The sequence below is a fragment of the Burkholderia pseudomultivorans genome, assembly GCF_902499075.1.
GTDB lineage: Bacteria > Pseudomonadota > Gammaproteobacteria > Burkholderiales > Burkholderiaceae > Burkholderia > Burkholderia pseudomultivorans.
In genome coordinates, this window is record NZ_CABVPP010000004.1 from 36146 (window position 1) to 56859 (window position 20714).

Sequence of the window (20714 nt, forward strand, 5' to 3'; positions counted from 1 at the left end):
GCCGCCGCCCACCACACCCGAATGGAGATCGCCGTCATGAACCGTTCGCCGCACCGCCGCCCGTCCCGCTTCTCTCCCGCCTCGCGCCGCGTCGCGGCGAAACCGCTCGTCGCCGCAGGCGCGGCGCTCGCGCTGATCGCGTCGGTCGCCGCGCATGCGGAAACGACGCTGAACGTCGCGAACGTCGGCGGCTCGAACGAACAGCTCTATCGGCAGAAGGTCATCCCGGCGTTCGAGAAGGCGCACAACGTGAAGATTGTCTACGTCGCCGGCAACTCGAGCGACACGCTCGCGAAGCTGCAGGCGCAGAAGGGCCATCAGCAGATCAACGTCGCCGTGATGGACGACGGCCCGATGTATCAGGCCATGCCGCTCGGCCTCTGCGCGACGATCGACGATGCGCCGATCATGAAGGATCTCTATCCGCTTGCGCGCCTCGGTCCGGCGGCAGTCGGTGTCGGCGTGGTCGCGACCGGCATCGGCTACAACGCCGACGCGTTCAAGAAGCTCGGCCTGCCGGCACCCGATTCGTGGAAGTCGCTCGAGGATCCGCGACTGAAGGGCAAGCTCGGCATGCCGCCGATCACCGTCACGTACGGGCTGCACACGCTCGTGATGCTCGCGCGCCTGAACGGCGGCGGCGAAAAGCGCATCGATCCCGGCTTCGATGCGATGGCCAAACGCGTCGCGCCGAACGTGCTGTCGTGGGCGCCGACGCCCGGCGAGATGGATGGCCTGATGCAGGCCGGCGACGTGATCGCCGCACCGTACGGCAGCGGTCGCGCGGTGTCGCTGCAGAACACCGGCTTCCCGCTGAAGTTCGTCTATCCGAAGGAAGGCGCGGTCGCACTGCAGGTCGCCGCGTGCGCAGTCGCCGAAAACGCGCAGCCACAGCTGTCGCAGCAGTTCATCCAGTACCTGCTGACGCCGGAAGTCCAGGCGCTGCAAGCGCAGGCGATCGGGCTCGGCCCCGTCAACCGGACGGTGAAGCTTGCACCGGACGTCGCCGCGCGCGTGCCCTACGGTCCCGACCAGGTCGCGAAGCTGACGACCGTCGACTGGACGACCATCAACCCGCGCCGCACCGAATGGACGCAGCGCTGGAACCGCTCGGTCGAACGCTGAACGCGCGGCGCCGCCGCTTCGCAAGGAATCCGACCCATGAGCTTTCTGACCCTGCAACACGTCTCGAAACGCTACGGCGACTTCACGGCGATCGAGCAGCTCGACCTGTCGGTCGAGCGCGGCGAATTTCTGTCGCTGCTCGGGCCGTCGGGCTGCGGCAAGACGACCACGCTGCAGATGATCGCGGGTTTCGTCGCGCCGTCCGCCGGGCGCGTGACGCTCGACGGCCGCGACATCACGCACGAACGTCCGGAGAAGCGCGGCATCGGCGTCGTGTTCCAGAGCTACGCGCTGTTTCCGCACATGACGGTCGCCGGCAACGTCGGCTTCGGCCTCGAAATGCGCAAGATGAAGCGCGCGCAGCGCGAAGAGCGGATCGCCGAGGCGCTCGCACTCGTGCGGCTCGACGGCCTCGACGCGCGCTACCCGAAGGAGCTGTCGGGCGGCCAGCGGCAGCGCGTGGCGATCGCGCGTGCGATCGCGATGCGGCCCGAGCTGCTGCTGCTCGACGAGCCGATGTCGAACCTCGACGCGAAGCTGCGCGAGGAAATGCACATCGAGCTGCGCGCGATCCAGAAGCGCCTCGGCATCACGACGATCCTCGTCACGCACGATCAGGTCGAGGCGATGACGATGAGCGATCGCATCGCCGTCATGCATCGCGGCCGCATCGCGCAGCTGAGCACGCCGTTCGACGCGTACGAGCGGCCGGCCACGCCGTTCGCGTCGGTGTTCCTCGGCCGCACGAACACGTTCGAAGGCGAAGTGCTGCGCCGCAATCCGCGCTGCGCGGAAGTCGCGGTCGCGAGCACGACGCTGCATGTGCCGCACGAAGGGCGCGACGTCGCGGGCCCCGTCAACGTCTACATCCGTCCGGAGAAGATGCGGCTCGCGAACGGCGACGCGCGGCTGCACGGGCGCGTCGCGACGCGCGTGTTCGTCGGCAACCAGTGGCTGCTCGTGATCGACACGGCGCTCGGCAAGCTGCATGTCACGCAGTCGAACACCGGCGCGCCGCCGCCGGACGAAGGCAGCGAAGTCGGCCTCGCGTGGGCCGACGACGATCTGCGGATGCTGACGCGGGAGGGCGCGCATGGCCACGCTTGACGATACGCGCGGCGGCGCCGCGCCGTGGCTGCTGTCGGCGCCCGCGCTGCTGCTGTTCGCGACGCTGCTGCTCGCGCCGCTGCTGCTCACGCTCGTGCTGTCGTTCCATACGTTCAGCGACATCGCGGGCACGCAGCCGGGCTGGACAGTCGCGAACTATCTCGAAGTCGTTCGCGATCCCTACTATCTGACGATCTTCGCGCGCACCGCGGGCCTCGCGACCGCCGTCACGCTGCTGTCGATCGTGCTCGGCGTGCCGGAGACGATCGTGCTCGCGCGCATGCGCAAGCCGTGGCAGTCGATCTGCCTGCTCGTCGTGCTCGGCCCGTTGCTGATCTCGGTCGTCGTGCGCACGCTCGGCTGGCAGATCCTGCTCGGCAACAACGGCGTGCTCAACGATGCGCTGCAGGCGCTGCACATCACCGACGAGCCCGTGCGCCTCGTGTTCACGATGACGGGCACGATCGTCGCGCTCACGCACGTGCTGGTGCCGTTCATGGTGATGTCGGTATGGGCGACGCTGCAGAAGCTCGACCCGCAGGTCGAATGGGCCGGGCGGTCGCTCGGCGCGTCGCCGATGCGCGTGTTTCGCCGCGTGATCCTGCCGCAGATCCTGCCCGGCGTGCTGTCGGGGTCGATCATCGTGTTCGCGCTGTCCGCATCGGCGTTCGCGACGCCCGCGCTGATCGGCGGCCGCCGCTTGAAAGTCGTCGCGACGGCCGCATACGACGAATTCCTCGGCACGCTGAACTGGCCGCTCGGCGCGAGCATCGCGGTACTGCTGCTGATCGCGAACGTCGCGATCGTGATGGGCTGCAGCCGGCTCGCGGACCGCCGCTTCAAGCACATCTTCGACTGACGGAGCGACGCCATGCAACGCAACGGTTTTGCCGCCCTCGCCTTCCATGCGCTGTTCGTCGCGTTCATCGTCGCGCCGCTCGCGGCCGTGATGCTCGTCGCGTTCACCGACAAGGGCTATATCTCGATGCCGTTCGACGGCGCGTCGCTGCGCTGGTTTCGCGCGATCGCCGACAACGGCGACATCGTGTCGGCGTTCTGGCTGTCGGTGCGGCTCGCGCTCGTCGCCGCGACGCTCGGCGTCGCGCTCGCGGTGCCGGCCGCGCTTGCGATCGCGCGCTACCGCTTCCCGGGACGCGGCGCGCTGACGAGCTTCTTCCTGTCGCCGATGATGATTCCGGCGGTCGTGCTCGGCATCGCGTTCCTGCGCTTCCTGTCGCTGCTGCATCTGAGCGGCTCGTTCTGGGCGCTCGTCGCCGCGCACGTCGTGATCGTGCTGCCGTATGCGTTGCGGCTCGCGCTGTCGTCCGCGATCGGGCTCGACCGCGATGCCGAGCGCGCGGCGCTGGCGTGCGGCGCGAGCCGCTTCACCGCGTTTCGCCGCGTCGTGCTGCCGATGATCCGCACCGGCGTCGCGGGCGGCTGGGTGCTGTCGTTCATCCAGAGCTTCGACGAGCTCACGATGACGATTTTCGTCGCGACACCGGGCACGACGACGCTGCCCGTCGCCATGTACAACCAGATCGCGCAGACGATCGATCCGCTCGTCACGTCGGTGTCGGCGGTGCTGATCGTCGGCACGGTCCTGCTGATGCTCGTGCTCGACCGGCTGGTCGGGCTCGATCGCATCCTGATCGGAGAAGCACGATGATTCGACCTGCAGCCGCGAGCCCCGACGTGCTCGTGATCGGCGGCGGCCTCGTCGGCACGGCCGTCGCGTACGGCCTCGCCCGCGAAGGCGCGCGCGTGACCGTGCTCGACGAGGACGACGGCGGTTTTCGCGCGTCGCGCGGCAATTTCGGCCTCGTCTGGATTCAGGGCAAGGGCCACGACCGCACGCCCTACGCGAGCTGGTCGCGCAGCTCGGCCGTGCGCTGGCCGCAGCTCGCCGCGAGCCTGCTCGAGGACAGCGGCGTCGACGTCGCACTGCGCCAGCCGGGCGGCTTTCATCTCTGCTTCTCCGACGACGAGCTCGCGGAGCGCCGCACGCGTCTCGCGACGCTGCAGACCGCGCTCGGCGATTATCCGTTCGAGCTGCTCGATCATCGCGAGCTGCGCGAGCGCTTGCCGGGCATCGGCCCCGCGGTCGTCGGCGCGAGCTACACGCCGATGGACGGCCACGTGAATCCGCTGAAGCTGCTGCGCGCGCTGCACGCGTCGATGCAGCATCGCGGCGTGCGCCTCGTGTCCGGCGCGCGCGTGCAGCAGGTGCGCGCCGAAGGCGCCGGCTTCGTCGCCGACAGCGCGGCCGGCACGTTCCGCACCGGCCGCCTCGTGCTCGCGGCCGGCCTCGGCAATCGCACGCTCGCGCCGCAGGTCGGGCTCCATGCGCCGGTCGCACCGAATCGCGGGCAGGTGCTCGTCAGCGAACGCGTCGCACCGTTTCTCCGCTATCCGACCATCAACGTGCGGCAGACCGACGAAGGCACCGTGCAGTTCGGCGACTCGATGGAGGAAGTCGGCTTCGACGACCTGACCACGACGCCCGTGCTCGCCGACATCGCGCGGCGCGGCGTGCGCGCATTCCCGATGCTGCAGCACGTGCGGCTCGTGCGGATGTGGGCCGCGCTGCGCGTGTACAGCCCCGACGGCTTTCCGATCTACGACGAATCGCCGCAGCATCCGGGCGCGTTCGTCGTCACCTGCCACAGCGGCGTCACGCTCGCGGCCGCGCATGCGATGCGCATCGCGCCGTGGATCGTCGGCGCGCCGATGCCCGACGAGTTGCCCGCGCTGTCCGCGCGGCGCTTTCCGGACGCGCCCGACACGATCGCCGCTGCCGCCCGGCCTGCTCCCGCTTACTGACTTTGTCCGCCCGCCCATGACTGCCCACCCGAGTTCGTCCCTGTTCAAGCCGCTCGATGCCGCCGCGGCGACCGTCGAGATCCGCTTCAACGATGCGCCGCTGCGCGTGCCGGCCGGCGTCAGCGTCGCTGCCGCGCTGCTCGCGGCCGGCGTACGGCGCTTTCGCGCGACGCCCGTGTCGCATGCGCCGCGCGCGCCCTACTGCATGATGGGCGCGTGCTTCGAATGTCTCGTCGAAATCGACGGCGTGCCCGCGCGCCAGAGCTGCATGGTCGACGTGCGCGACGGCATGTGCGTGCGCACGCAGGAAGGCGCGCGCGACCTGCCGCCCGAATCCGCGCTTGCCGCCGCGTCACTGGAGAACGCCGATGACCGCTGAATTCATGCAGGAAACCGTCGACGTCGTCGTGGTCGGCGCCGGCCCCGCCGGCCTCGGCGCCGCCACGCGCGCAGCGCGCGCGGGGCTGTCGGTCGTGCTGCTCGACGAGCAGGATGCCGTCGGCGGCCAGATCTATCGCGCGATCGAGCGCGCGGACGCACGCCGCCGCGAGATCCTCGGCCCCGACTACGCGGCCGGCGCCGCGCTCGCCGACGCATTTGCGCGCTCGGGCGCCCGTCACCTGACGCGCACGACGGTCTGGCAGGTCACGCGCGAGCGGCAGGTGCACTATCTGCGCGACGGCAAGGTCGGCTGCTTCGACGCGCGCCGTGTGATTCTCGCCACCGGCGCGCTCGAGCGGCCGTTTCCGATTCCGGGCTGGACGCTGCCCGGCGTGCTGAGCGCGGGCGCCGCGCAGATCCTGCTGAAGAGCGCGGGCGAAGTGCCGTCGACGCCGCCCGTGCTGGCCGGCTGCGGGCCGCTGCTCTATCTGCTCGGCTGGCAGTATCTGCGCGCCGGCGTGCCGATTCGCGCGCTCGTCGACACCACGCGGCCCGCCGATCGCTGGCGCGCGAAAAAGCATCTGTTCGCGGCGCTGCGCGCGTGGCCGTTCCTCGGCAAGGGGCTGCAGATGATGCGCGCGCTGCGCGACGCGAACGTGCCGATCCATGAAGGCGCGGACGATCTCGCGATCGTGAGCCGCGCAGGCGACGACGGCCAGCCGCGCGCCGCCGCCCTGACGTTTACGGCGCAGGGCCGCGCGCACCGCATCGACGCGGACGTGATCCTGCTGCATCAGGGCGTCGTTCCGAACACGCAGTTCACGCATGCGCTGCGCGCCGCGCACCGCTGGGACGACGCGCAGCTCTGCTTTACGCCGCAGGTCGACGCGTGGGGCGAACTCGACGTGCCGGGCATCTTCGTCGCCGGCGACGGCGCCGGAATCGGCGGCGCACAGGCCGCGGCGCAACAGGGCACGCTCGCTGCGCTCGCGGTGGCCGCGCAGCTCGGTGCGCTCGACGAGGCCGCGCGCGATCGCGAAGCGGGCGCGCATCGGAACGCGCTGGCCCGCGCGCTGCGGATTCGGCCGTTCCTCGACAGCCTGTACCGGCCGCGCGACGCGAACCGCATTCCTGCCGACGACACGATCGTCTGCCGCTGCGAGGAAGTGACGGCCGGCGAGCTGCGCGGCTTCGTCGCGCTCGGCTGCGTCGGCCCGAACCAGGCGAAATCGTTCGGCCGCTGCGGAATGGGACCGTGCCAGGGACGCCTGTGCGGGCTGACCGTCACCGAGGTGATCGCCGATGCGCGCCGCGTCGCGCCCGACACGGTCGGCTACTACCGGATCCGGCCGCCGATCAAGCCGATCACGCTCGGCGAACTGGCCGGTGAGTGACATGACCGGCACACACGAGGCGATACGCGACGAAGCCGATGCGATCGTGATCGGCGGCGGCCTGCACGGCACGAGCAGCGCGTGGCATCTTGCGCGGCGCGGCGCGCGCGTGATCGTGCTCGAGGCCGACTACGTCGCGCGCCATGCGTCGGGCGTCAACGCCGGCGGCGTGCGCACGCTGGGCCGGCCGCTCGACGAGATTCCGCTTGCGTTGCTGTCGCGCGAGCTGTGGCACACGCTGCCGGATCTGATCGGCGATACGGGCGGGTTCGTGCCGTCCGGCCAGCTGAAGATCGCCGAAACCGAGGCGGAGCTCGACGAATGCGGTGCGCGCGTCGCGCTGCTCGAAGCGCACGGCTACACGCACGAAACGCTGATCGACCGCGCGCGCGTGCGCGAACTCGAGCCCGCGCTCGCGCCGCACGTGACGGGCGGCATCTGGGTCGAGCACGACGGCTACGCGCTGCCGTTTCGCACGACCGCCGCGTTCCGGATCGCCGCGCAGCGACACGGCGCGCGCTTTCACGAACGCACGCCGGTCACGCATCTCGAGCGGCGCGGCACGCGCTGGATCGCGCAGTCGCCGCGCGGCGCGTTCGCGGCCCGCAAACTGCTGATTGCGGCCGGTGCGTGGTCGGGCGAGTTCGCGCGCGCGGCCGGCGAACCGGTGCCGCTGCATGCGGAAGGACTGATGCTGATGGTCACGCAGCGCGTCGCGCCGTTTTGCCGCGCGACGCTCGGGGCGACCGGGCGGCCGCTGTCGTTCAAGCAGTTCGACAACGGCACGGTCGTGATCGGCGGCAAGCTGATCGGCCATGCGGATCTGCAGGCGCGGCACGGCGAAGTCGACTTCATGCGGCTCGCGCGCAGCGCGCGCACCGTCGTCGATCTGTTTCCGCATCTGCGCGATCTCGGCATCAACCGCGCGTGGGCCGGTGTCGAGGCATTCACCGACGATGCGCTACCGGTGATCTCCGCGAGCCGCACGGCCGACGATCTCTACTACTCGTTCGGCTATTGCGGCAGCGGCTTCCAGCTCGGCCCCGGCTGCGGGCAGGTCGTCGCCGAGCTGATGCTCGACGGCACGCCGTCCGTGCCGCTCGACGCATTCGCGATCGATCGCTTCGCGCGCGCACGTGGCGCGGCGCCTGCGACTCACTGAATCTTTCCACCTGCCGTCATGGCGAAGGAGCGTTTGTCATCATGTCCGAAATCGTTCGCATCGAAACCAATGCGCGCATGAGCCGCGTCGTCAAGGCCGCCGGCCTCGTCTTCATCGGCGGCCAGACGTCCGCCGATCCGTCGCCCGACGTCAAGGTGCAGACCGCGAAAGTGCTCGAGAAGATCGACGGCTTTCTCGAACAGGCCGGCATCGACAAGACGCGGCTCGTGTCCGCGCAGGTGTGGCTCGCCGACATCGCGCGCGATTTCGCCGGCATGAACGAGGTGTGGGATGCGTGGGTGCCGGCCGGTCACGCACCGGCGCGCGCGACCGTCGAGGCGAAGCTCGCGGCGCCGCATCTGCTGGTCGAGATCGCCGTCGTCGCCGCGCAGCGCTGAGTGCTGCGTTCGGCGGCATGGCGGGCGCGCAGCAGCACGCGCGTGCACCTGCGGGTGCGTGCGCGTTCATGCAACGAGCGCTAGCGTGCGCCGCCGAGCGACGCCAGTATCCGGTACGCGATCTCGACGCGGACTTCGTTCGGCACACGGCGATTGGCGAGCATCACGAAGCCGATCCGCTTCGCCGGCACGAACGCGACATACGTGCTGAAACCGTTGGTCGACCCGGTCTTGTTGATCCAGACGTTGCGCTGCGGCGCGAGCGGCGGCGTCAGCGCAACGGCCGGCACTGCGTCCGATAGCATCTTCGACGCGTTGCCTTCGAGCAGCGTCGGCAGCGCGACCGGATACGGATACTGCTCCCAGATCAAATCCTGCGTCAGCGGACCGGCCCGGAAGTAGCCGGTGTGCGTCCGTTCGATCGCGCGCTGCAGCCGCGGCGCGATGTCGATTCCGCCCATGTTTGCCTGCACGAAGCGCAGCAGATCGGTGGCCGTCGTGCGCACGCCGTACGCCGGCTGCCACAGCCCGCCCGGCTTCATCCGGATCGGCGTGCCGTCGGTCGTATAGCCCTGCGCGTAATCGGCGCGGCGCGCGTCCGGCACGTCGATATATGTGTGCGTCATGCCGAGCGCCGGAAACAACCGTCGTTCCATCAGCTCGGCGAAGTCGCGCTTCATCGCCTTCGCGGTGATCCACCCGAGCGTGCCGATGCCGACGTTCGAGTACACGCGCTGCGTGCCCGGCACCGATGCCGGACGCCACGCGTCGAAATAGCCGATCAGCGTCGCGTCGTCGTGAATCGCGTCCGGCACGTGCTGCGGCAGGCCGCCGGCCGTATGCGTGCCGAGTTCGAGCAGCGTCAGCGCGCCGGCCGGCTTGCCGTTCAGCGCCGGCACGTAGCGCGCGACGGGATCGGACAGCGACAGCTCGCCGCCCTCCTGCGCGTCGGCCGCGAGCGTCGCGGTCAGCGTCTTGCTGACCGAGCCGATCTCGAACAGCGTGTCGGCCGTCACCGGCTTGCCGGTGTCCTTCGACATCACGCCGTAGTCGAACACATAGCGCTTGCCGTCGACGATCACGCCGATCGCGACGCCGGGAATCGCGTACTGCTTCATCGCGGGCGCGACCTGCTGCGTGACGATCTGTCGGATATGCGCCTGCGTGAGTTCGGCCGCGCGGCCGGTCGTGGCGATTGCGGCGGTCGCGACGAGCAGCGTCGCGACGACACGTGTGACGGTGATTCGCATGGTTTTCGGGTTCCTGTCGGACAGTGGAACGAACAGCTTCGGCGCGCGCGGCCGCGAGCCGCAACGGCGACGGCGACGGACAGGCAACGCGACATGGCGCGCCGGCCGGTTGCCGATGCTGGACTATCCGCTGCCGGCCGCGTGCCGACAATCGACGATATGTTGCGCGAGCAGAAAGAAAAACTAATGGGCGGGCAACGCGCGAACGCGCCTGCGTGCGCGTTGCGCCGCGCGGCGGCCTGTCATGCCTGCGTCGATACGAGCGCGCCGGCCGCCGATGCGCCCGACTGCTGCAGCGCCTGCGCAAGCTGCCCGATCGCCGCGGACAGCGCGGCCGACACCGCGCTCGCTTCCGCGCTCAGCGCCTGCTGTTCGACGGCTGCGGCCGGGTCGGTCTTCGCGCGTTGCGCGGCGCGCGCGATCTGCTGCTGCAACTGCGCGAGCTGCTTCTGCAAGCGCTCGATCAGCTGCTTCAGTTGCTTGACGGCCGGGTTGTCGGCATCGCTGCCGGCCGCGCCGAGCGTCGGTCCCGTCGGCGTTGCGCCGGCGGACGTCGTGTCGCCCGACGCGCCGGCCGCCGACGAAGCATCGGCAGGCGCGGTCGATGAGGCAGGCACGGCCGCGTCCGCGGCGCCGCCGGCGGCGGGCAACGCAGACGCATGGGTCGCGGAAAGATCGATCTGCATCGTGTCGGTCCGGAATGAATGAACGGGTCGTATCGGTTGAGCCCTGCGTGGCTTACAACCGGTTGACGGCATTCGTCACACGAAACTTGAGGACCCGGCCGCGGCAGACGGGCCACGCGAATTCCGCATCGAAGGGCCGGATGAGCACCGCGACGACGCTGGTAAAATCGCGCTTTTCGCCGGCCGCCCGCGCGCCGCACGTCGATCGTGCCGCGCAACGCGCGCCGTCACCGCGACCGCACCGATCGCCCGTTGTTCATCCCCGCGTCGTCCGCCGATTCGAGCAACGCACCAAGCCGCAGGTCCGGCGCCGGCGATCGCCCGTTCGACCGCTTCTCGATTCGAGGAACCCACGATGGCCCGCATCGGCGCCTTCTGCATCACGACGTGGCTTGCGGCCGCGATTCTGTATTTCGGCCAGCATTCGGTCGCGATGATCGCGCTCAGCGGAGTCGTCGTGTTCGGCGGATTCGATCTGCTGCGTCCGTGATCGACATAGCGGGCGCATGCCGCGCACATCGGCCTGCGCACCGCGTCGCGCGACACGCGCGTGCGTCAGCGCGGCAGCCTCCGCAGCGACGACGGCCCGCCCGACAGCGCGATCCGCTGGCCCGTATCGCGCAGCTTGCCGCCCTCGACCGCATAGAGCGCGAGCTGCCGCTCGACGTTGAACTGCACGATCACGTGCCGGCTGTCCGCGGTGAACACGATGCCTTGCGACGCCTCGCCGCCCGGCACTTCGCTCGTCTGCACGGCACGGCCGTCGCGGATTTCGAACAGCAGCACCTTGCCGCGCTTGTGCCGGCCCGGATTGTCGGCGGTCAGGTTCGACCCGTCCATCGCCTGCACGGCGATCCACTTGCCGTCCGGCGAAATCGCGACGCCTTCTGGCAGCGACGGGACGGTCAGATACTGGACGGTGCGGAACGGCACGCGCGACACGTCGATCAGCGCGATCGTATCCGCATCGCCGGCGAGCGTACCCGTATAGCCGGGCAGCCCCGCGAGCCCGACGTTGCTGACGACGGCCCAGCGGCCGTCGCTCGACACGTCGATCGTATACGGCGCGACGCCCGTGCTCAAACGTGCCCCGCTGTCGGTCACCTTGCCGTCGTCGACGTTCAGCACCGCAATGCCCTGCTCGTCGCGCAGCGACACGAGCGCATGCTTGCCGTCGTGCGTGAAGCTGATGCCGGCCAGCCGCTTTTTACCGATCTTCAGATTGCCGTCGAGCGTGACCTGCGTGCCGTCGATGCGCAGGATCGATACGCTGCCGTCGACGTTCGCGACGAGCGCGAGCCGGCCCGAGCGATCGATCGCGATCCCTTGCGGATGCGTACCGAGCTCGATCCGCGCGATGCTCGGCGGCGACGCGCCGAGATTCACGACCTGCACGAACGTGTCGTACACGAGCTGCTTGGCGGCCGTGTCGTAGCGCGTCGGCGCGCCGACGAGCGCGAGCTTCGCGTCGGGCGCGATCGCGACGGCCTGCGGCGGCCCCTGAATGCCGTTTTCGACGTCGACGGTCTGCGCGACCTTCGGCGGAAACGAGCTTGCGTCGAGCAGCGTCAGCGTGTCGGCGGGCGGCGACGGCAGATACGTGTCGCGGCCTTCGACGCGCTGATACTTGCCGTCGTTGCCGGACACGATCCAGTCGGCGGCATGCACGGCGACGGTAGCGGAGGCCAGCGCGAGCGCGACGAGTGCGCGCGTGCGGCGCAGGCGGAAGGAATGCGTAGGCATGAGCGGTCGGTTCTCCGGGTCGGTGCGGATGCAGGAAACGCGCGACCCGGCGCCATCGCGGGTCGCGCCTTCGCATGATGCACGAAACGGCGCGACGCCGGCGTTCGGCACGTCACCGCGCGCGCATGCCGCTTACGCGGCGGGCGCCCATCGATCGATCGCGTCGAGCGGATAGACGGGCCGGGCGAGCCGCGCGTAGCGGAACAGCGCGTAGTCGGAGCTCGTCACGCCGCGGCTGTCGCATTCGACGAGCGCGGCGGCGATCGGCACGAACACCGGCCGGCAGTACATCCGCGACTTCAGCAGCAGGAATCGCGCGCGACGCGGGTCGATCCCGACGCTCTCGAATACGCCGAGATCCCACGGCTCCTGCGTGCGCTCCGCGATCACAAGCGTGGCCGCGCCGATGTCGAGCACGGCCGTGCGCCCCATGTACGCGCGCTGGCCCGTATACGTCGGCCCCGTGATCACGTATTCGCCGTCGGTCAGCGCGCGCACGATGCCGGTCGCGACGAACGGCTCACGCTGCACGCCGCCATGCGACGGCCGCTTGTTGCCGACCGGCACCGTGACCGTCGCACCGACGCCGGCGGCGATCAGCTGCGCGACGGCGTCCGGGTCGCACAGCGGGCCGCTGACGATGCCGTCGAGCCGCTGCGCGAGCGCTTCCTCGAGCACGTCCATCGTGTCGCACGGGCCGCCCGACATGCAGTTGTCGCCGTGATCGAGCATCAGCACCGGCGGCTCCGAATCGCGCGCGAGCGCCGCCGCCTGGGCGACCGATTCCGCGAGCGGCGCGCTGCGATACACGAATTCGTCGCGCGCCTCCCAGATCTGCCGCGCGATGCGTGCGGCCACTGCGTCGGCCGCGGCGCGGTCGCCGTCGCCGACCACGACAACGCTGATGCATGGCGCCGGAATATCGGCGAGCGAGAAGCCGGGCAGCACCGACACGGCGAGCATGCCGTCCGCTTCCGCCGCGCGCGCGGCCTCCACCGCACGCCGCATCGCGCCTTCGGCGCTCGCGCTGCGCAGCGTCGACGTCATCAGCGGCGGCTGGCGCCACGCGAGCACCGGCCGTGCGCGGCCGTGCAGCCGGTCGAACAGCAGGCGCGCCCCATGCTCGCCCGTCTCGTACATGTCGACGTGCGGATAGGTCTTGAAGCTGACGATCACGTCCGCATGATCGATCATCTTCTGCGTGACGTTCGCATGCAGATCGAGCGCGACCGCGATCGGCGCGTCGGGCAGCGCCGCGCGCACGCGTTCGAGCAGATCGCCTCGCCGTCCGCGCTCTGCTCGGCGACCATCGCGCCGTGCAGATCGAGCATCACCGCGTCGCAGCCGGGCGCGGCTGCGACGATCGCCTCGCAGATCGCCGCATACGCGTCGGCCGAGACGGGGCCGCTCGGATTGGCGGCGGCCGACACCGGCGTGACGACGTCGGCGCGCTCGCGCGCGGCGGCGTCGAGAAACGCGGCCATCGCCGTGCGCATGCCGCGGTTCGCGCGCGCCGCGTCGTCGCCCCAGTCGGGGCCGTCGCGGCCGAAGGCCGCGAGCGGCGTCGGCACCGGCAAAAACGTGTTCGTCTCGTGATTCATCCGGGCGATCAGGATCTTCATCGTGTCGCGTCCTCCTTGTCGCGTGCGGCCGGTGCGCGCGCGACGGTCGGTTTCGTTGCGCGGCGACCGGCCGCGCGCGGCATCGTCATGGCGATCCGCATCGATAGAACGCCGCCCGGCGTGCGCGGATCGACATGCCGCTCAAGCGTAGCCCGTCGTGCCCTTCGTTTCCAGATATTCGGCGAGGCCGAATTCCGCATACTCGCGCCCGTTGCCCGATCGCTTGTACCCGCCGAACGGCGCGGCCGGATTCCACGGCGGATAGTTGATGTGCACGTTGCCGACGCGCAATCGCGCGGCCACGCGCCGCGCGCGCTCGAGATCCTTCGACTGCACGTAGGCGGCGAGCCCGTACACCGAATCGTTCGCGAGCGCGATCGCCTCGTCCTCGGTCCGGTACGTCATGATCGACAGCACGGGCCCGAAGATTTCCTCGCGCGCGATCGTCATGTCGGGCGTCACGTTCGAGAATACCGTCGGCCGCACGTAAAACCCGTCGCCGAGCCCCTCCGGCCGGCCGGGGCCACCGGCGATCAGCGTCGCGCCTTCGTCGATGCCGAGCCCGATGAACTGCTGGATCCGCTCGAACTGCGTGCGGCTCACGACCGGCCCGATCGTCGTCTCGGGCGAACGCGGATCGCCGACGATCGTGCGGCGCGCCTCGTCGCGCGCTGCCGCTTCGGCTTCGGCCAGTTGATCGACGTGCACGAGCATGCGCGTCGGTGCATTGCACGACTGGCCGCTGTTGCTGAAGCAGCTGCGCACGCCGCGCGCGACCGCGTCGGCAATGTCCGCGTCGGGCAGGATCAGGTTCGGGCTCTTGCTGCCGAGTTCCTGATGCACGCGCTTGACGGTATCGGCCGCGGCCTTCGCGACCTCGATGCCTGCGCGCGTCGAGCCCGTGAACGACACCATGTCGACGTCCGGATGCCGCGCGAGCGCATCGCCGACGACCTGCCCGTAGCCATGCACGAGGTTGAACACGCCGGGCGGCACGCCGGCTTCGTCGAGGATCTCCGCGAACAGGATCGCGCTGAACGGCGCGATCTCGCTCGGCTTCAGCACCATCGTGCAGCCGGCCGCAAGCGCAGGCGCCACCTTGCAGACGATCTGGTTGATCGGCCAATTCCACGGCGTGATCAGCGCGCAAACGCCGATCGGCTCGTGCGAGACGAGCAGCGAATCGGTCTGCGTCGCAAAGCGGAACGACTGCAGCGCGCGGATCGTCTGCTCGAGGTGCGCGGTGCCGACCGCGGCCTGCATCGCACGCGCGAACGCGATCGGGGCGCCCATTTCCTGACTGATCGTCTGCGCGACCTCGTCGTAGCGGCGCCGGTAAATGTCGAGCACGCGCGACAGCAGCGCAACGCGCGCGTCGACCGGCCAGCGCGCATACGCATCGAATGCCTGCTTTGCGGCGGCGACCGCGCGGTCGACCTCGGTCATGCCGCCGATGCCGAGCCGCGCATACGGCCGCGCCGTGGCCGGATCGATCACGTCGATCGATTGTTCGTCCGCCGGGTCGAGCCATTGTCCGGCGATGTAGGTTTGTCGGGACGTACGCATCGAATGCTCCTGTGGGTTTGGCGCGCGGCACGGGCGCTCAGCGCGTCGCGCGCGCATACGCGTCGGCGACGATGTCGCGAATCTGCGCGACGAACCATGCGATCTCGTCGCGCGTCATCACGAGCGGCGGCGAGAACTGCACGATCGGCGTGCCTTCGTGATCGACGCCGGCGCGGCACAGCAGCCCCGCATCGAAGATCGCCGGCGCGAGCACGGTCGACACGAAGGTCCGTGCGTCGATGCTGCCGGTCCAGCGGCGTGCCTGCTTGTCGGTCACGAGTTCGAGCGAATAGTGATAGCCGTCGCCGCGCACGTCGCCGACGCAAGGCAGCTCGAGCAGCGCATCGAGCGTCGCGCGGAAATACGCGGCGTTGTCGCGCACGTTGTCGAACACGCGCTCGCGCTCGATGATCGCGAGATTCGCGAGCGCGGCCGCGCAGGCAACCGGATGGCCGCCGTAGGTCGCGCCGTGCAGAAACATCTGCTGCGGGCCTGCGAGTACCGCATCGACCACCGCGTCGCTCGCGATCACGCCGCCGAGCGGCACATAGCCCGATGCGATTCCTTTCGCGAACGTGATGATGTCCGGTTTCAACCCGTAGCGCGTCGAGCCGAAATACTCGCCGACGCGGCCGAACCCGCAGATCACTTCGTCCGCGACGAGCAGCACGCCGTGCCGGTCGCAGATCTCACGCAGCCCGGCCGTGTAGCCGGCCGGCGGCGTCAGGCTGCCGCCCGCGTTCTGCAGCGGTTCGACGACGATCGCCGCGACCGTGTCCGGCCCCTCCTGCACGATCAGCGACTCGATCTCGTCGAGCAGATGACGCGTGAACTGCGCTTCGGTCTCATCGACCGGCCGGCCGTAGCGCTTCGTGTTGCCGACGTGCCGCACGCCCGACATCAGCGGCTCGAAATGCTTGCGGAACGCCGTCATGCCGTTCAGCGCGAGCGCGCCGAACGACGTGCCGTGATACGCGACGCGCCGCGCGATGAACTTGCGCCGCTGCGGTTCGCCGCGCGCCTGGTGATACTGGCGCACGAGCTTGATCGCCGATTCGTTCGACTCCGATCCGCTCGACGTGAAGAACACGCGATTGAGCCCTTCCGGCGCCAAGGTCGCGAGCCGCTCTGCGAGCCGGATCGCCGGTTCGTGCGCATAGCTCCAGTTCGTCGCGAACGGCAGCCGCGTCATCTGCTCGCGCACCGCGTCGCCGATCTCCGCGCCGTGGCTGTAGCCGACCTGCACGCAGTACAACCCGGCCAGCGCATCGAAGTAGCGCTTGCCGTCGCGATCGACGAGCCAGCATCCTTCGCCGCAGTCGAAGACGGTCAGCGCCGCGTCGCCGTATGCGTCGGCATGTGTGAAGTGCATCAGCAGATGGCGCTTCGCGAGCGCCTGCAGATCGGTATCGGGATTGACGTTCATTGCCTCGTTCCTCCTTATCAGTGCCGGTGCGACGACCGGCCGTTCAATTCATCGTCAGCGTCGGCGCGGGGCGCGTGAAGCCGCGCGTGAGCCAGACGAGCTGCGCGAGTCCGAGCGCGAGCCACGCGATGCCGACGTAGAACGTCTGGCGCGACAGCCCCGACCACAGCCAGACGTTGAGCGCGAAGCCGATCGCGGGCATCGCGCCGAACCGGATCCAGCCGGCCGCCGTGCGATGTTCGGGCCGCGACAGATAGCTGCGCATCACGCAGAGGTTCACGACCGCGAACGCGACGAGCGCAACGAAGCTGATCATCGTCGACGCGAGATCGAGCGTGATGAACAACGCCGACAGCGACACGGCGCCCACTGCGAGCGTCGCGCGCACCGGCGTGCGCAGCCGGACATGCAGACGGCCGAATACGCATTCGGGCAGCACGCGATCGCGTCCCATCGCGAACAGCACGCGCGTGACGCTCGCCTGCCCGGCCATCGCGCTCGCGAAGCAGCCGGCCACGTAGACCGCGACGAAAAACGCGGACAGCGCGCCGCCGCCGATATGCCGCATCAGCTCGAGACTCGCCGAATCGAGATCGCGAAACGCGTGCCAGTCCGGAAACGCGGCCTGCCCCGCATACGCGATCAGCATGAACAGCACGCCGCTCGCCAGCGTGCAGAGCAGGATCGCGCGCGGCACCGTGCGCCGCGGTTCGCGCGTTTCCTCGGACAGCGTCGACACCGCGTCGAAGCCGAGAAACGACAGGCACAGAATCGCGGCGCCGGAGAAGATCGCGTGTGCGTCCTCCGTGACGGGCAGCGCGATCGTCGTCGGCAGCGCGTCGCCGCCCGCCGCGCGCGCGGCCGCAACGAGAAACACGGCGATGAACACGAGCTGGCTCGCGATCAGGATCAGGTTCACGCGATTGACGAGCCGGATGCCGATCACGTTCAGCGCCGTGATGAATGCGATGCTCGCGACGATCCAGACGGCGGGCGGCACCGCGGGGACGATCTGCTTCATGTAGATGCCAATCGCGAGATAGCTGATCATCGGGATGAACAGGTAATCCATCAGCAGCGCCCAGCCGACCATGAAGCCGGCCGACGTGCCGAAATTGCGGCTCGCGAACGTGTACGCGGAGCCTGCGCTCGGCATCAGACGCGTCATATGTCCGTAGCTGCGCGCGGTAAACAGCATCGCGATCAGCGTGACCGCATAGGCGGCGACGAGGTGGCCGTTCGTCTCGCGCGTGACGAGGCCGTACGTCGTGAACACCGTCATCGGCAGCATGTAGGCGAGACCGAAGATCACGAGCGTGAACAGGCCGAGCGGACGCGCGTGCCGCGACGCGAAGGCGTCGCGTGCGTCGGCGTCGGAGGCGGAATCGTCGAACGCGGCGTGCGGCGCGCGTCGAGCGGATGTGCTGTCTGTCATGCTGTCCTCACGTGTATGTCGTTCGTCGTGTCGTGTTGCGCCGCTCGCGGCCGTCGACGGCCCGAGCGCGATGTCGGACAAAGTGTGGTGCGCCAAAAACGCGAGGACGAATGACAAATGCGGACGTAATCGAGGGATATTTCCGGACAGGCAGACATGCGCGGCCGCGCCGGCGCGCGACGCGTGCGACGCCTCTGGCGCCGCGCGCACATTCCGGCTATGTTCTACGCGATCCCGTCGCCGCCTCACTGCCATGGACAGCCCGTCTCACCGACATCAATGCAGCGCCGAACGCAGCCAGCGTTCGTCTTTCGATCCCGCGCGTCCGGCCGGACGCCAGGAAGACATTCCCGCGACCGGCCACGCGATCGCGGTCGCGCTCGACGAATGCCGCGTCAGACACATCGACAGCGCCGCACTGCTCGAAGGCACGGGGCTCGGCGCCGACGAGGTCGCGTCGCCGAACCTGTACGTGAACCGCGCGCAGGAGCAGCGCTGTTTTCGCAATCTGCTGCGATGCAGCGGCGTGCCGTCGATCGGGCTGTGGATCGGCGCGCGGCTGCACGTGTCGACGCTCGGTCTTGCCGGCTACGCGATGCTGATCAGCGGCTCCGTGATGCAGGCGTTTCGCTGCATGAGCCAGTTTCCGTTGTTCATGGGTCTGTATTTCGACGTGCGCGTGCATGCGCATGCAGACGGCATGACGGTGACGATCGACCGCTACAACGGCGAGCCCGATCTCGAGGTGTTCCAGACCGACATGTGCCTGTCGAGCCTGCGGCTGATCGTGTCCGATCTCGTCGGCAAGCCGGTCTGGCCCGACCAGTTGCTGCTCGCGCGCCGCACGCCGCGCAATGCGTCCGATTACGTGCGGCATTTCGGCTGCAAGGCCGTTTTCAATGCGGGCGAGAACAGTCTCGTGTTTACTGCGGTGAACGGCACCGAAACGCCGCGGCTCGCGAACGAGGTCAGCTTCAACGCGCTGCACGGCCAGTGCGAGGCGCTCGAGCGGCAATGGGCCGCATCGATCGGCACGCGCTTCGCCGATCGTGCGAAGGCGCTGATGACGCGCGATCTATCGCGCTTCAAGTCGATGACGTCGCTCGCCGATGCGCTGCACATGACGGAGCGCACGCTGCGCAGACGGCTCGAGAAGGACGGCATCTCGTTTCAGGCCTTGCTCGACGACGTGCGGCGCGACGAAGCCGCACGGCTGCTCGACGATCCGGCGCTGACGGTTGCCGCGATCGCCGAGCATCTCGGCTACAGCGAGCCGCGCGCGTTCCGTCATGCCTACCGGCGCTGGACCGGACGCACGCCGCGCGAGGGTCGCGGCGGCGATGCGTGAAAGTCGCCGCGGCTCTCTGTGCGCATTGCGGTGCCATCCGGGAGAAGCGGACCTGCACGCGGCCCGCGACGCAACCACCCGAAAGGGCGATCACCCGCACTCCTACGCGCCCAGCCTGTCCTTCAGAAACTCGACGCACGCGCGCACCTTCGCGGACTGTGCGAGCCGCGCCGGATAGACGGCCCAGACATTCGCCGGCTGCGTGACGCCCGGCAGCACACGCTGCAGCCGGCCCGCATCGAGCAACGGCTGGACGTCCCACACCGAGCGCAGCACGATCCCGCGCCCGGCGAGCGCCCACTGCACGGCGACTTCGCCGTGATTGCTCGACAGCGGCCCCGTGACCTGCACGGACACCGTCTCGCCGCGCGCGTCGAGCCGCCACACGCCGAACGGATGGTCGCGCTCCTTGATCGCGAGACAGGCGTGCGACGCGAGATCGCCGACCTGCTTCGGCGCGCCATGCCGTGCCAGATAGTCGGGCGACGCGCAGAGCACGCGATGGTTCGTCGCCAGCTGCTTCGCGATCAGATGGCCGGCGATCTCGTCGCCGATACGGATGTCGACGTCGAAGCCCTCGGCGGCGACATCGACGATCCGGTCGAACAGCTCCAGCCGGACGTTGAGCTGCGGATGGCGATCCGACAACTCGGCCAGCGCGGGCGCGACGACATTGCGGCCGAAGCCGAAGCTGCTCGACACGCGCAAGGTGCCGCGCGGCACGCGGCGCGTGCTCGACACGTCCTCGACCAGATGCTCGACGTCGTCGAGGATCTTCTCGGCCCACGCGTATACGCGCTCGCCGGCGTCCGTCACCGAGACGCGGCGCGTCGAGCGGTGCAGCAGACGAATGCCGAGGCTCGTCTCGAGCATCCCGACGCGCTTGCTGACATACGACGACGACATCGCAAGCGCGTCGGCCGCCGCACTGAAGCTCGCCTTGCGCGCGACCATGCAGAATACGCGCAGGTCGCCGAGCTCCGGCATCGCGCTCGTCTCGTTCATCGCGCGGCTCCGTTCCGATCGCGTCGCACTTGCCGACGCATGCCTGCGTTTGCGTCCTCGTCGCCCCACTTTGCGACGTGCACGCCGTCCGCGCCGAACGCAGGGGCGAACCCGCCGCGTTGCGCGACACCGCCCTGCGCACGGCTGTCGGTGGCGACGCACGCGAGGCTCAGCGCCACCAGCGACAGCATCTGCTTCAGCACGTGACTCATCGTTTCATCGCGAAGTCGACGATCCGTGCGG

General features: G+C 69.5%; 19 protein-coding genes and 1 pseudogene. 11 read left to right on the plus strand and 9 right to left on the minus strand.

The genetic code is table 11. The features are described from left to right. Nucleotides 1-36: 36 nt before the first annotated feature. From BST28156_RS04785 to BST28156_RS04825, 9 genes are read left to right on the plus strand one after another with little or no spacing between them, the layout of a single operon-like run. On the plus strand, nucleotides 37-1125 hold the full coding sequence (locus BST28156_RS04785) for an ABC transporter substrate-binding protein (RefSeq protein ID WP_012218330.1): 1089 nt from the start codon (nucleotides 37-39) through the stop codon (nucleotides 1123-1125). 36 nt (nucleotides 1126-1161) lie between these two features. Next, the gene (locus BST28156_RS04790; protein ID WP_006399135.1) at nucleotides 1162-2232 is read left to right on the plus strand and encodes an ABC transporter ATP-binding protein; all 1071 of its coding nucleotides are present in this window, start codon (nucleotides 1162-1164) and stop codon (nucleotides 2230-2232) included. Further along, nucleotides 2219-3091, plus strand: a complete 873-nt coding sequence (locus BST28156_RS04795) for an ABC transporter permease (protein ID WP_012218331.1) — start codon at nucleotides 2219-2221, stop codon at nucleotides 3089-3091. The genes BST28156_RS04790 and BST28156_RS04795 overlap by 14 nt, the downstream gene beginning before the upstream one ends. A gap of 12 nt (nucleotides 3092-3103) precedes the next feature. Further along, complete coding sequence (locus BST28156_RS04800; protein ID WP_012218332.1) at nucleotides 3104-3901, plus strand: ABC transporter permease; 798 nt, start codon at nucleotides 3104-3106, stop codon at nucleotides 3899-3901. After that, the gene (locus tag BST28156_RS04805) at nucleotides 3898-5055 is read left to right on the plus strand and encodes an NAD(P)/FAD-dependent oxidoreductase (RefSeq protein WP_012218333.1); all 1158 of its coding nucleotides are present in this window, start codon (nucleotides 3898-3900) and stop codon (nucleotides 5053-5055) included. Before BST28156_RS04800 ends, BST28156_RS04805 begins: the two co-directional genes overlap by 4 nt. A 16-nt stretch (nucleotides 5056-5071) precedes the next feature. Further along, nucleotides 5072-5434 (plus strand): (2Fe-2S)-binding protein, encoded by a 363-nt coding sequence (locus BST28156_RS04810; protein WP_006399139.1) that lies wholly within the window; start codon nucleotides 5072-5074, stop codon nucleotides 5432-5434. Then, a complete protein-coding gene (locus BST28156_RS04815) occupies nucleotides 5424-6830 on the plus strand; it encodes an FAD/NAD(P)-dependent oxidoreductase (protein WP_012218334.1) in 1407 nt (468 codons plus the stop codon). Before BST28156_RS04810 ends, BST28156_RS04815 begins: the two co-directional genes overlap by 11 nt. 1 nt (nucleotide 6831) lies before the next feature. Beyond that, nucleotides 6832-7992 carry an NAD(P)/FAD-dependent oxidoreductase gene (locus tag BST28156_RS04820; RefSeq protein WP_012218335.1) on the plus strand — a complete coding sequence of 387 codons (1161 nt, stop codon included), beginning with the start codon at nucleotides 6832-6834 and terminating at the stop codon, nucleotides 7990-7992. Nucleotides 7993-8033: 41 nt separating this feature from the next. After that, nucleotides 8034-8390 (plus strand): RidA family protein, encoded by a 357-nt coding sequence (locus tag BST28156_RS04825; protein WP_006399142.1) that lies wholly within the window; start codon nucleotides 8034-8036, stop codon nucleotides 8388-8390. An 80-nt stretch (nucleotides 8391-8470) separates the two neighbouring features. Here the strand turns inward: BST28156_RS04825 and ampC are convergent, their stop codons facing one another. Together ampC and BST28156_RS04835 are read right to left on the minus strand one after the other, a co-directional pair. Continuing rightward, complete coding sequence (gene ampC, locus BST28156_RS04830) at nucleotides 8471-9640, minus strand: class C beta-lactamase (RefSeq protein WP_174901652.1); 1170 nt, start codon at nucleotides 9638-9640, stop codon at nucleotides 8471-8473. Nucleotides 9641-9882: 242 nt separating this feature from the next. After that, entirely contained in the window at nucleotides 9883-10326 is a 444-nt protein-coding gene (locus BST28156_RS04835) for a hypothetical protein (RefSeq protein ID WP_012464841.1), read from the minus strand. Between the two features lie 355 nt (nucleotides 10327-10681). On the opposite strand from BST28156_RS04835, the gene BST28156_RS34955 reads away from it, so the two are divergent. After that, nucleotides 10682-10816, plus strand: a complete 135-nt coding sequence (locus tag BST28156_RS34955; protein ID WP_006405345.1) for a hypothetical protein — start codon at nucleotides 10682-10684, stop codon at nucleotides 10814-10816. A gap of 65 nt (nucleotides 10817-10881) precedes the next feature. Here the strand turns inward: BST28156_RS34955 and BST28156_RS04840 are convergent, their stop codons facing one another. The 5 genes and pseudogenes from BST28156_RS04840 to BST28156_RS04860 all read right to left on the minus strand — a co-directional run bounded on the left by BST28156_RS04840 (nucleotide 10882) and on the right by BST28156_RS04860 (nucleotide 18118). Next, entirely contained in the window at nucleotides 10882-12069 is a 1188-nt protein-coding gene (locus tag BST28156_RS04840) for a beta-propeller fold lactonase family protein (RefSeq protein WP_012218338.1), read from the minus strand. A 132-nt stretch (nucleotides 12070-12201) separates the two neighbouring features. Further along, a pseudogene (locus BST28156_RS04845) lies at nucleotides 12202-13691 on the minus strand (M81 family metallopeptidase). Nucleotides 13692-13832: 141 nt separating this feature from the next. Next, a complete protein-coding gene (locus BST28156_RS04850; protein WP_012218341.1) occupies nucleotides 13833-15257 on the minus strand; it encodes an aldehyde dehydrogenase family protein in 1425 nt (474 codons plus the stop codon). Nucleotides 15258-15294: 37 nt separating this feature from the next. After that, nucleotides 15295-16683, minus strand: coding sequence for an aspartate aminotransferase family protein (locus BST28156_RS04855; RefSeq protein ID WP_012218342.1), 1389 nt, complete (start codon nucleotides 16681-16683; stop codon nucleotides 15295-15297). Between the two features lie 43 nt (nucleotides 16684-16726). Continuing rightward, nucleotides 16727-18118, minus strand: coding sequence for an APC family permease (locus tag BST28156_RS04860; protein WP_012218343.1), 1392 nt, complete (start codon nucleotides 18116-18118; stop codon nucleotides 16727-16729). Nucleotides 18119-18371: 253 nt separating this feature from the next. On the opposite strand from BST28156_RS04860, the gene BST28156_RS04865 reads away from it, so the two are divergent. Continuing rightward, the gene (locus tag BST28156_RS04865) at nucleotides 18372-19466 is read left to right on the plus strand and encodes an AraC family transcriptional regulator (protein WP_012464840.1); all 1095 of its coding nucleotides are present in this window, start codon (nucleotides 18372-18374) and stop codon (nucleotides 19464-19466) included. A gap of 102 nt (nucleotides 19467-19568) precedes the next feature. Here the strand turns inward: BST28156_RS04865 and BST28156_RS04870 are convergent, their stop codons facing one another. Together BST28156_RS04870 and BST28156_RS04875 are read right to left on the minus strand one after the other, a co-directional pair. Beyond that, nucleotides 19569-20471, minus strand: coding sequence for a LysR substrate-binding domain-containing protein (locus BST28156_RS04870; RefSeq protein WP_012218345.1), 903 nt, complete (start codon nucleotides 20469-20471; stop codon nucleotides 19569-19571). Further along, nucleotides 20468-20683 carry a hypothetical protein gene (locus tag BST28156_RS04875; RefSeq protein WP_038442359.1) on the minus strand — a complete coding sequence of 72 codons (216 nt, stop codon included), beginning with the start codon at nucleotides 20681-20683 and terminating at the stop codon, nucleotides 20468-20470. Before BST28156_RS04875 ends, BST28156_RS04870 begins: the two co-directional genes overlap by 4 nt. Between the last annotated feature and the right edge of the window lie 31 nt (nucleotides 20684-20714).

Excerpts from the sequence above, each read along its gene's own strand:
- BST28156_RS04820 (WP_012218335.1), top strand. The coding sequence starts at position 6,832 with ATGACCGGCACACACGAGGCGATACGCGACGAAGCCGATGCGATCGTG.
- BST28156_RS04810 (WP_006399139.1), top strand. The coding sequence starts at position 5,072 with ATGACTGCCCACCCGAGTTCGTCCCTGTTCAAGCCGCTCGATGCCGCC.
- BST28156_RS04805 (WP_012218333.1), top strand. The coding sequence starts at position 3,898 with ATGATTCGACCTGCAGCCGCGAGCCCCGACGTGCTCGTGATCGGCGGC.
- BST28156_RS34955 (WP_006405345.1), top strand. The coding sequence starts at position 10,682 with ATGGCCCGCATCGGCGCCTTCTGCATCACGACGTGGCTTGCGGCCGCG.
- BST28156_RS04835 (WP_012464841.1), bottom strand. The coding sequence starts at position 10,326 with ATGCAGATCGATCTTTCCGCGACCCATGCGTCTGCGTTGCCCGCCGCC.
- BST28156_RS04825 (WP_006399142.1), top strand. The coding sequence starts at position 8,034 with ATGTCCGAAATCGTTCGCATCGAAACCAATGCGCGCATGAGCCGCGTC.
- BST28156_RS04840 (WP_012218338.1), bottom strand. The coding sequence starts at position 12,069 with ATGCCTACGCATTCCTTCCGCCTGCGCCGCACGCGCGCACTCGTCGCG.
- BST28156_RS04855 (WP_012218342.1), bottom strand. The coding sequence starts at position 16,683 with ATGAACGTCAATCCCGATACCGATCTGCAGGCGCTCGCGAAGCGCCAT.
- BST28156_RS04800 (WP_012218332.1), top strand. The coding sequence starts at position 3,104 with ATGCAACGCAACGGTTTTGCCGCCCTCGCCTTCCATGCGCTGTTCGTC.
- BST28156_RS04815 (WP_012218334.1), top strand. The coding sequence starts at position 5,424 with ATGACCGCTGAATTCATGCAGGAAACCGTCGACGTCGTCGTGGTCGGC.
- BST28156_RS04860 (WP_012218343.1), bottom strand. The coding sequence starts at position 18,118 with ATGACAGACAGCACATCCGCTCGACGCGCGCCGCACGCCGCGTTCGAC.
- BST28156_RS04790 (WP_006399135.1), top strand. The coding sequence starts at position 1,162 with ATGAGCTTTCTGACCCTGCAACACGTCTCGAAACGCTACGGCGACTTC.
- BST28156_RS04875 (WP_038442359.1), bottom strand. The coding sequence starts at position 20,683 with ATGAGTCACGTGCTGAAGCAGATGCTGTCGCTGGTGGCGCTGAGCCTC.
- BST28156_RS04795 (WP_012218331.1), top strand. The coding sequence starts at position 2,219 with ATGGCCACGCTTGACGATACGCGCGGCGGCGCCGCGCCGTGGCTGCTG.
- BST28156_RS04865 (WP_012464840.1), top strand. The coding sequence starts at position 18,372 with ATGGACAGCCCGTCTCACCGACATCAATGCAGCGCCGAACGCAGCCAG.
- BST28156_RS04785 (WP_012218330.1), top strand. The coding sequence starts at position 37 with ATGAACCGTTCGCCGCACCGCCGCCCGTCCCGCTTCTCTCCCGCCTCG.
- BST28156_RS04870 (WP_012218345.1), bottom strand. The coding sequence starts at position 20,471 with ATGAACGAGACGAGCGCGATGCCGGAGCTCGGCGACCTGCGCGTATTC.
- ampC (WP_174901652.1), bottom strand. The coding sequence starts at position 9,640 with ATGCGAATCACCGTCACACGTGTCGTCGCGACGCTGCTCGTCGCGACC.
- BST28156_RS04850 (WP_012218341.1), bottom strand. The coding sequence starts at position 15,257 with ATGCGTACGTCCCGACAAACCTACATCGCCGGACAATGGCTCGACCCG.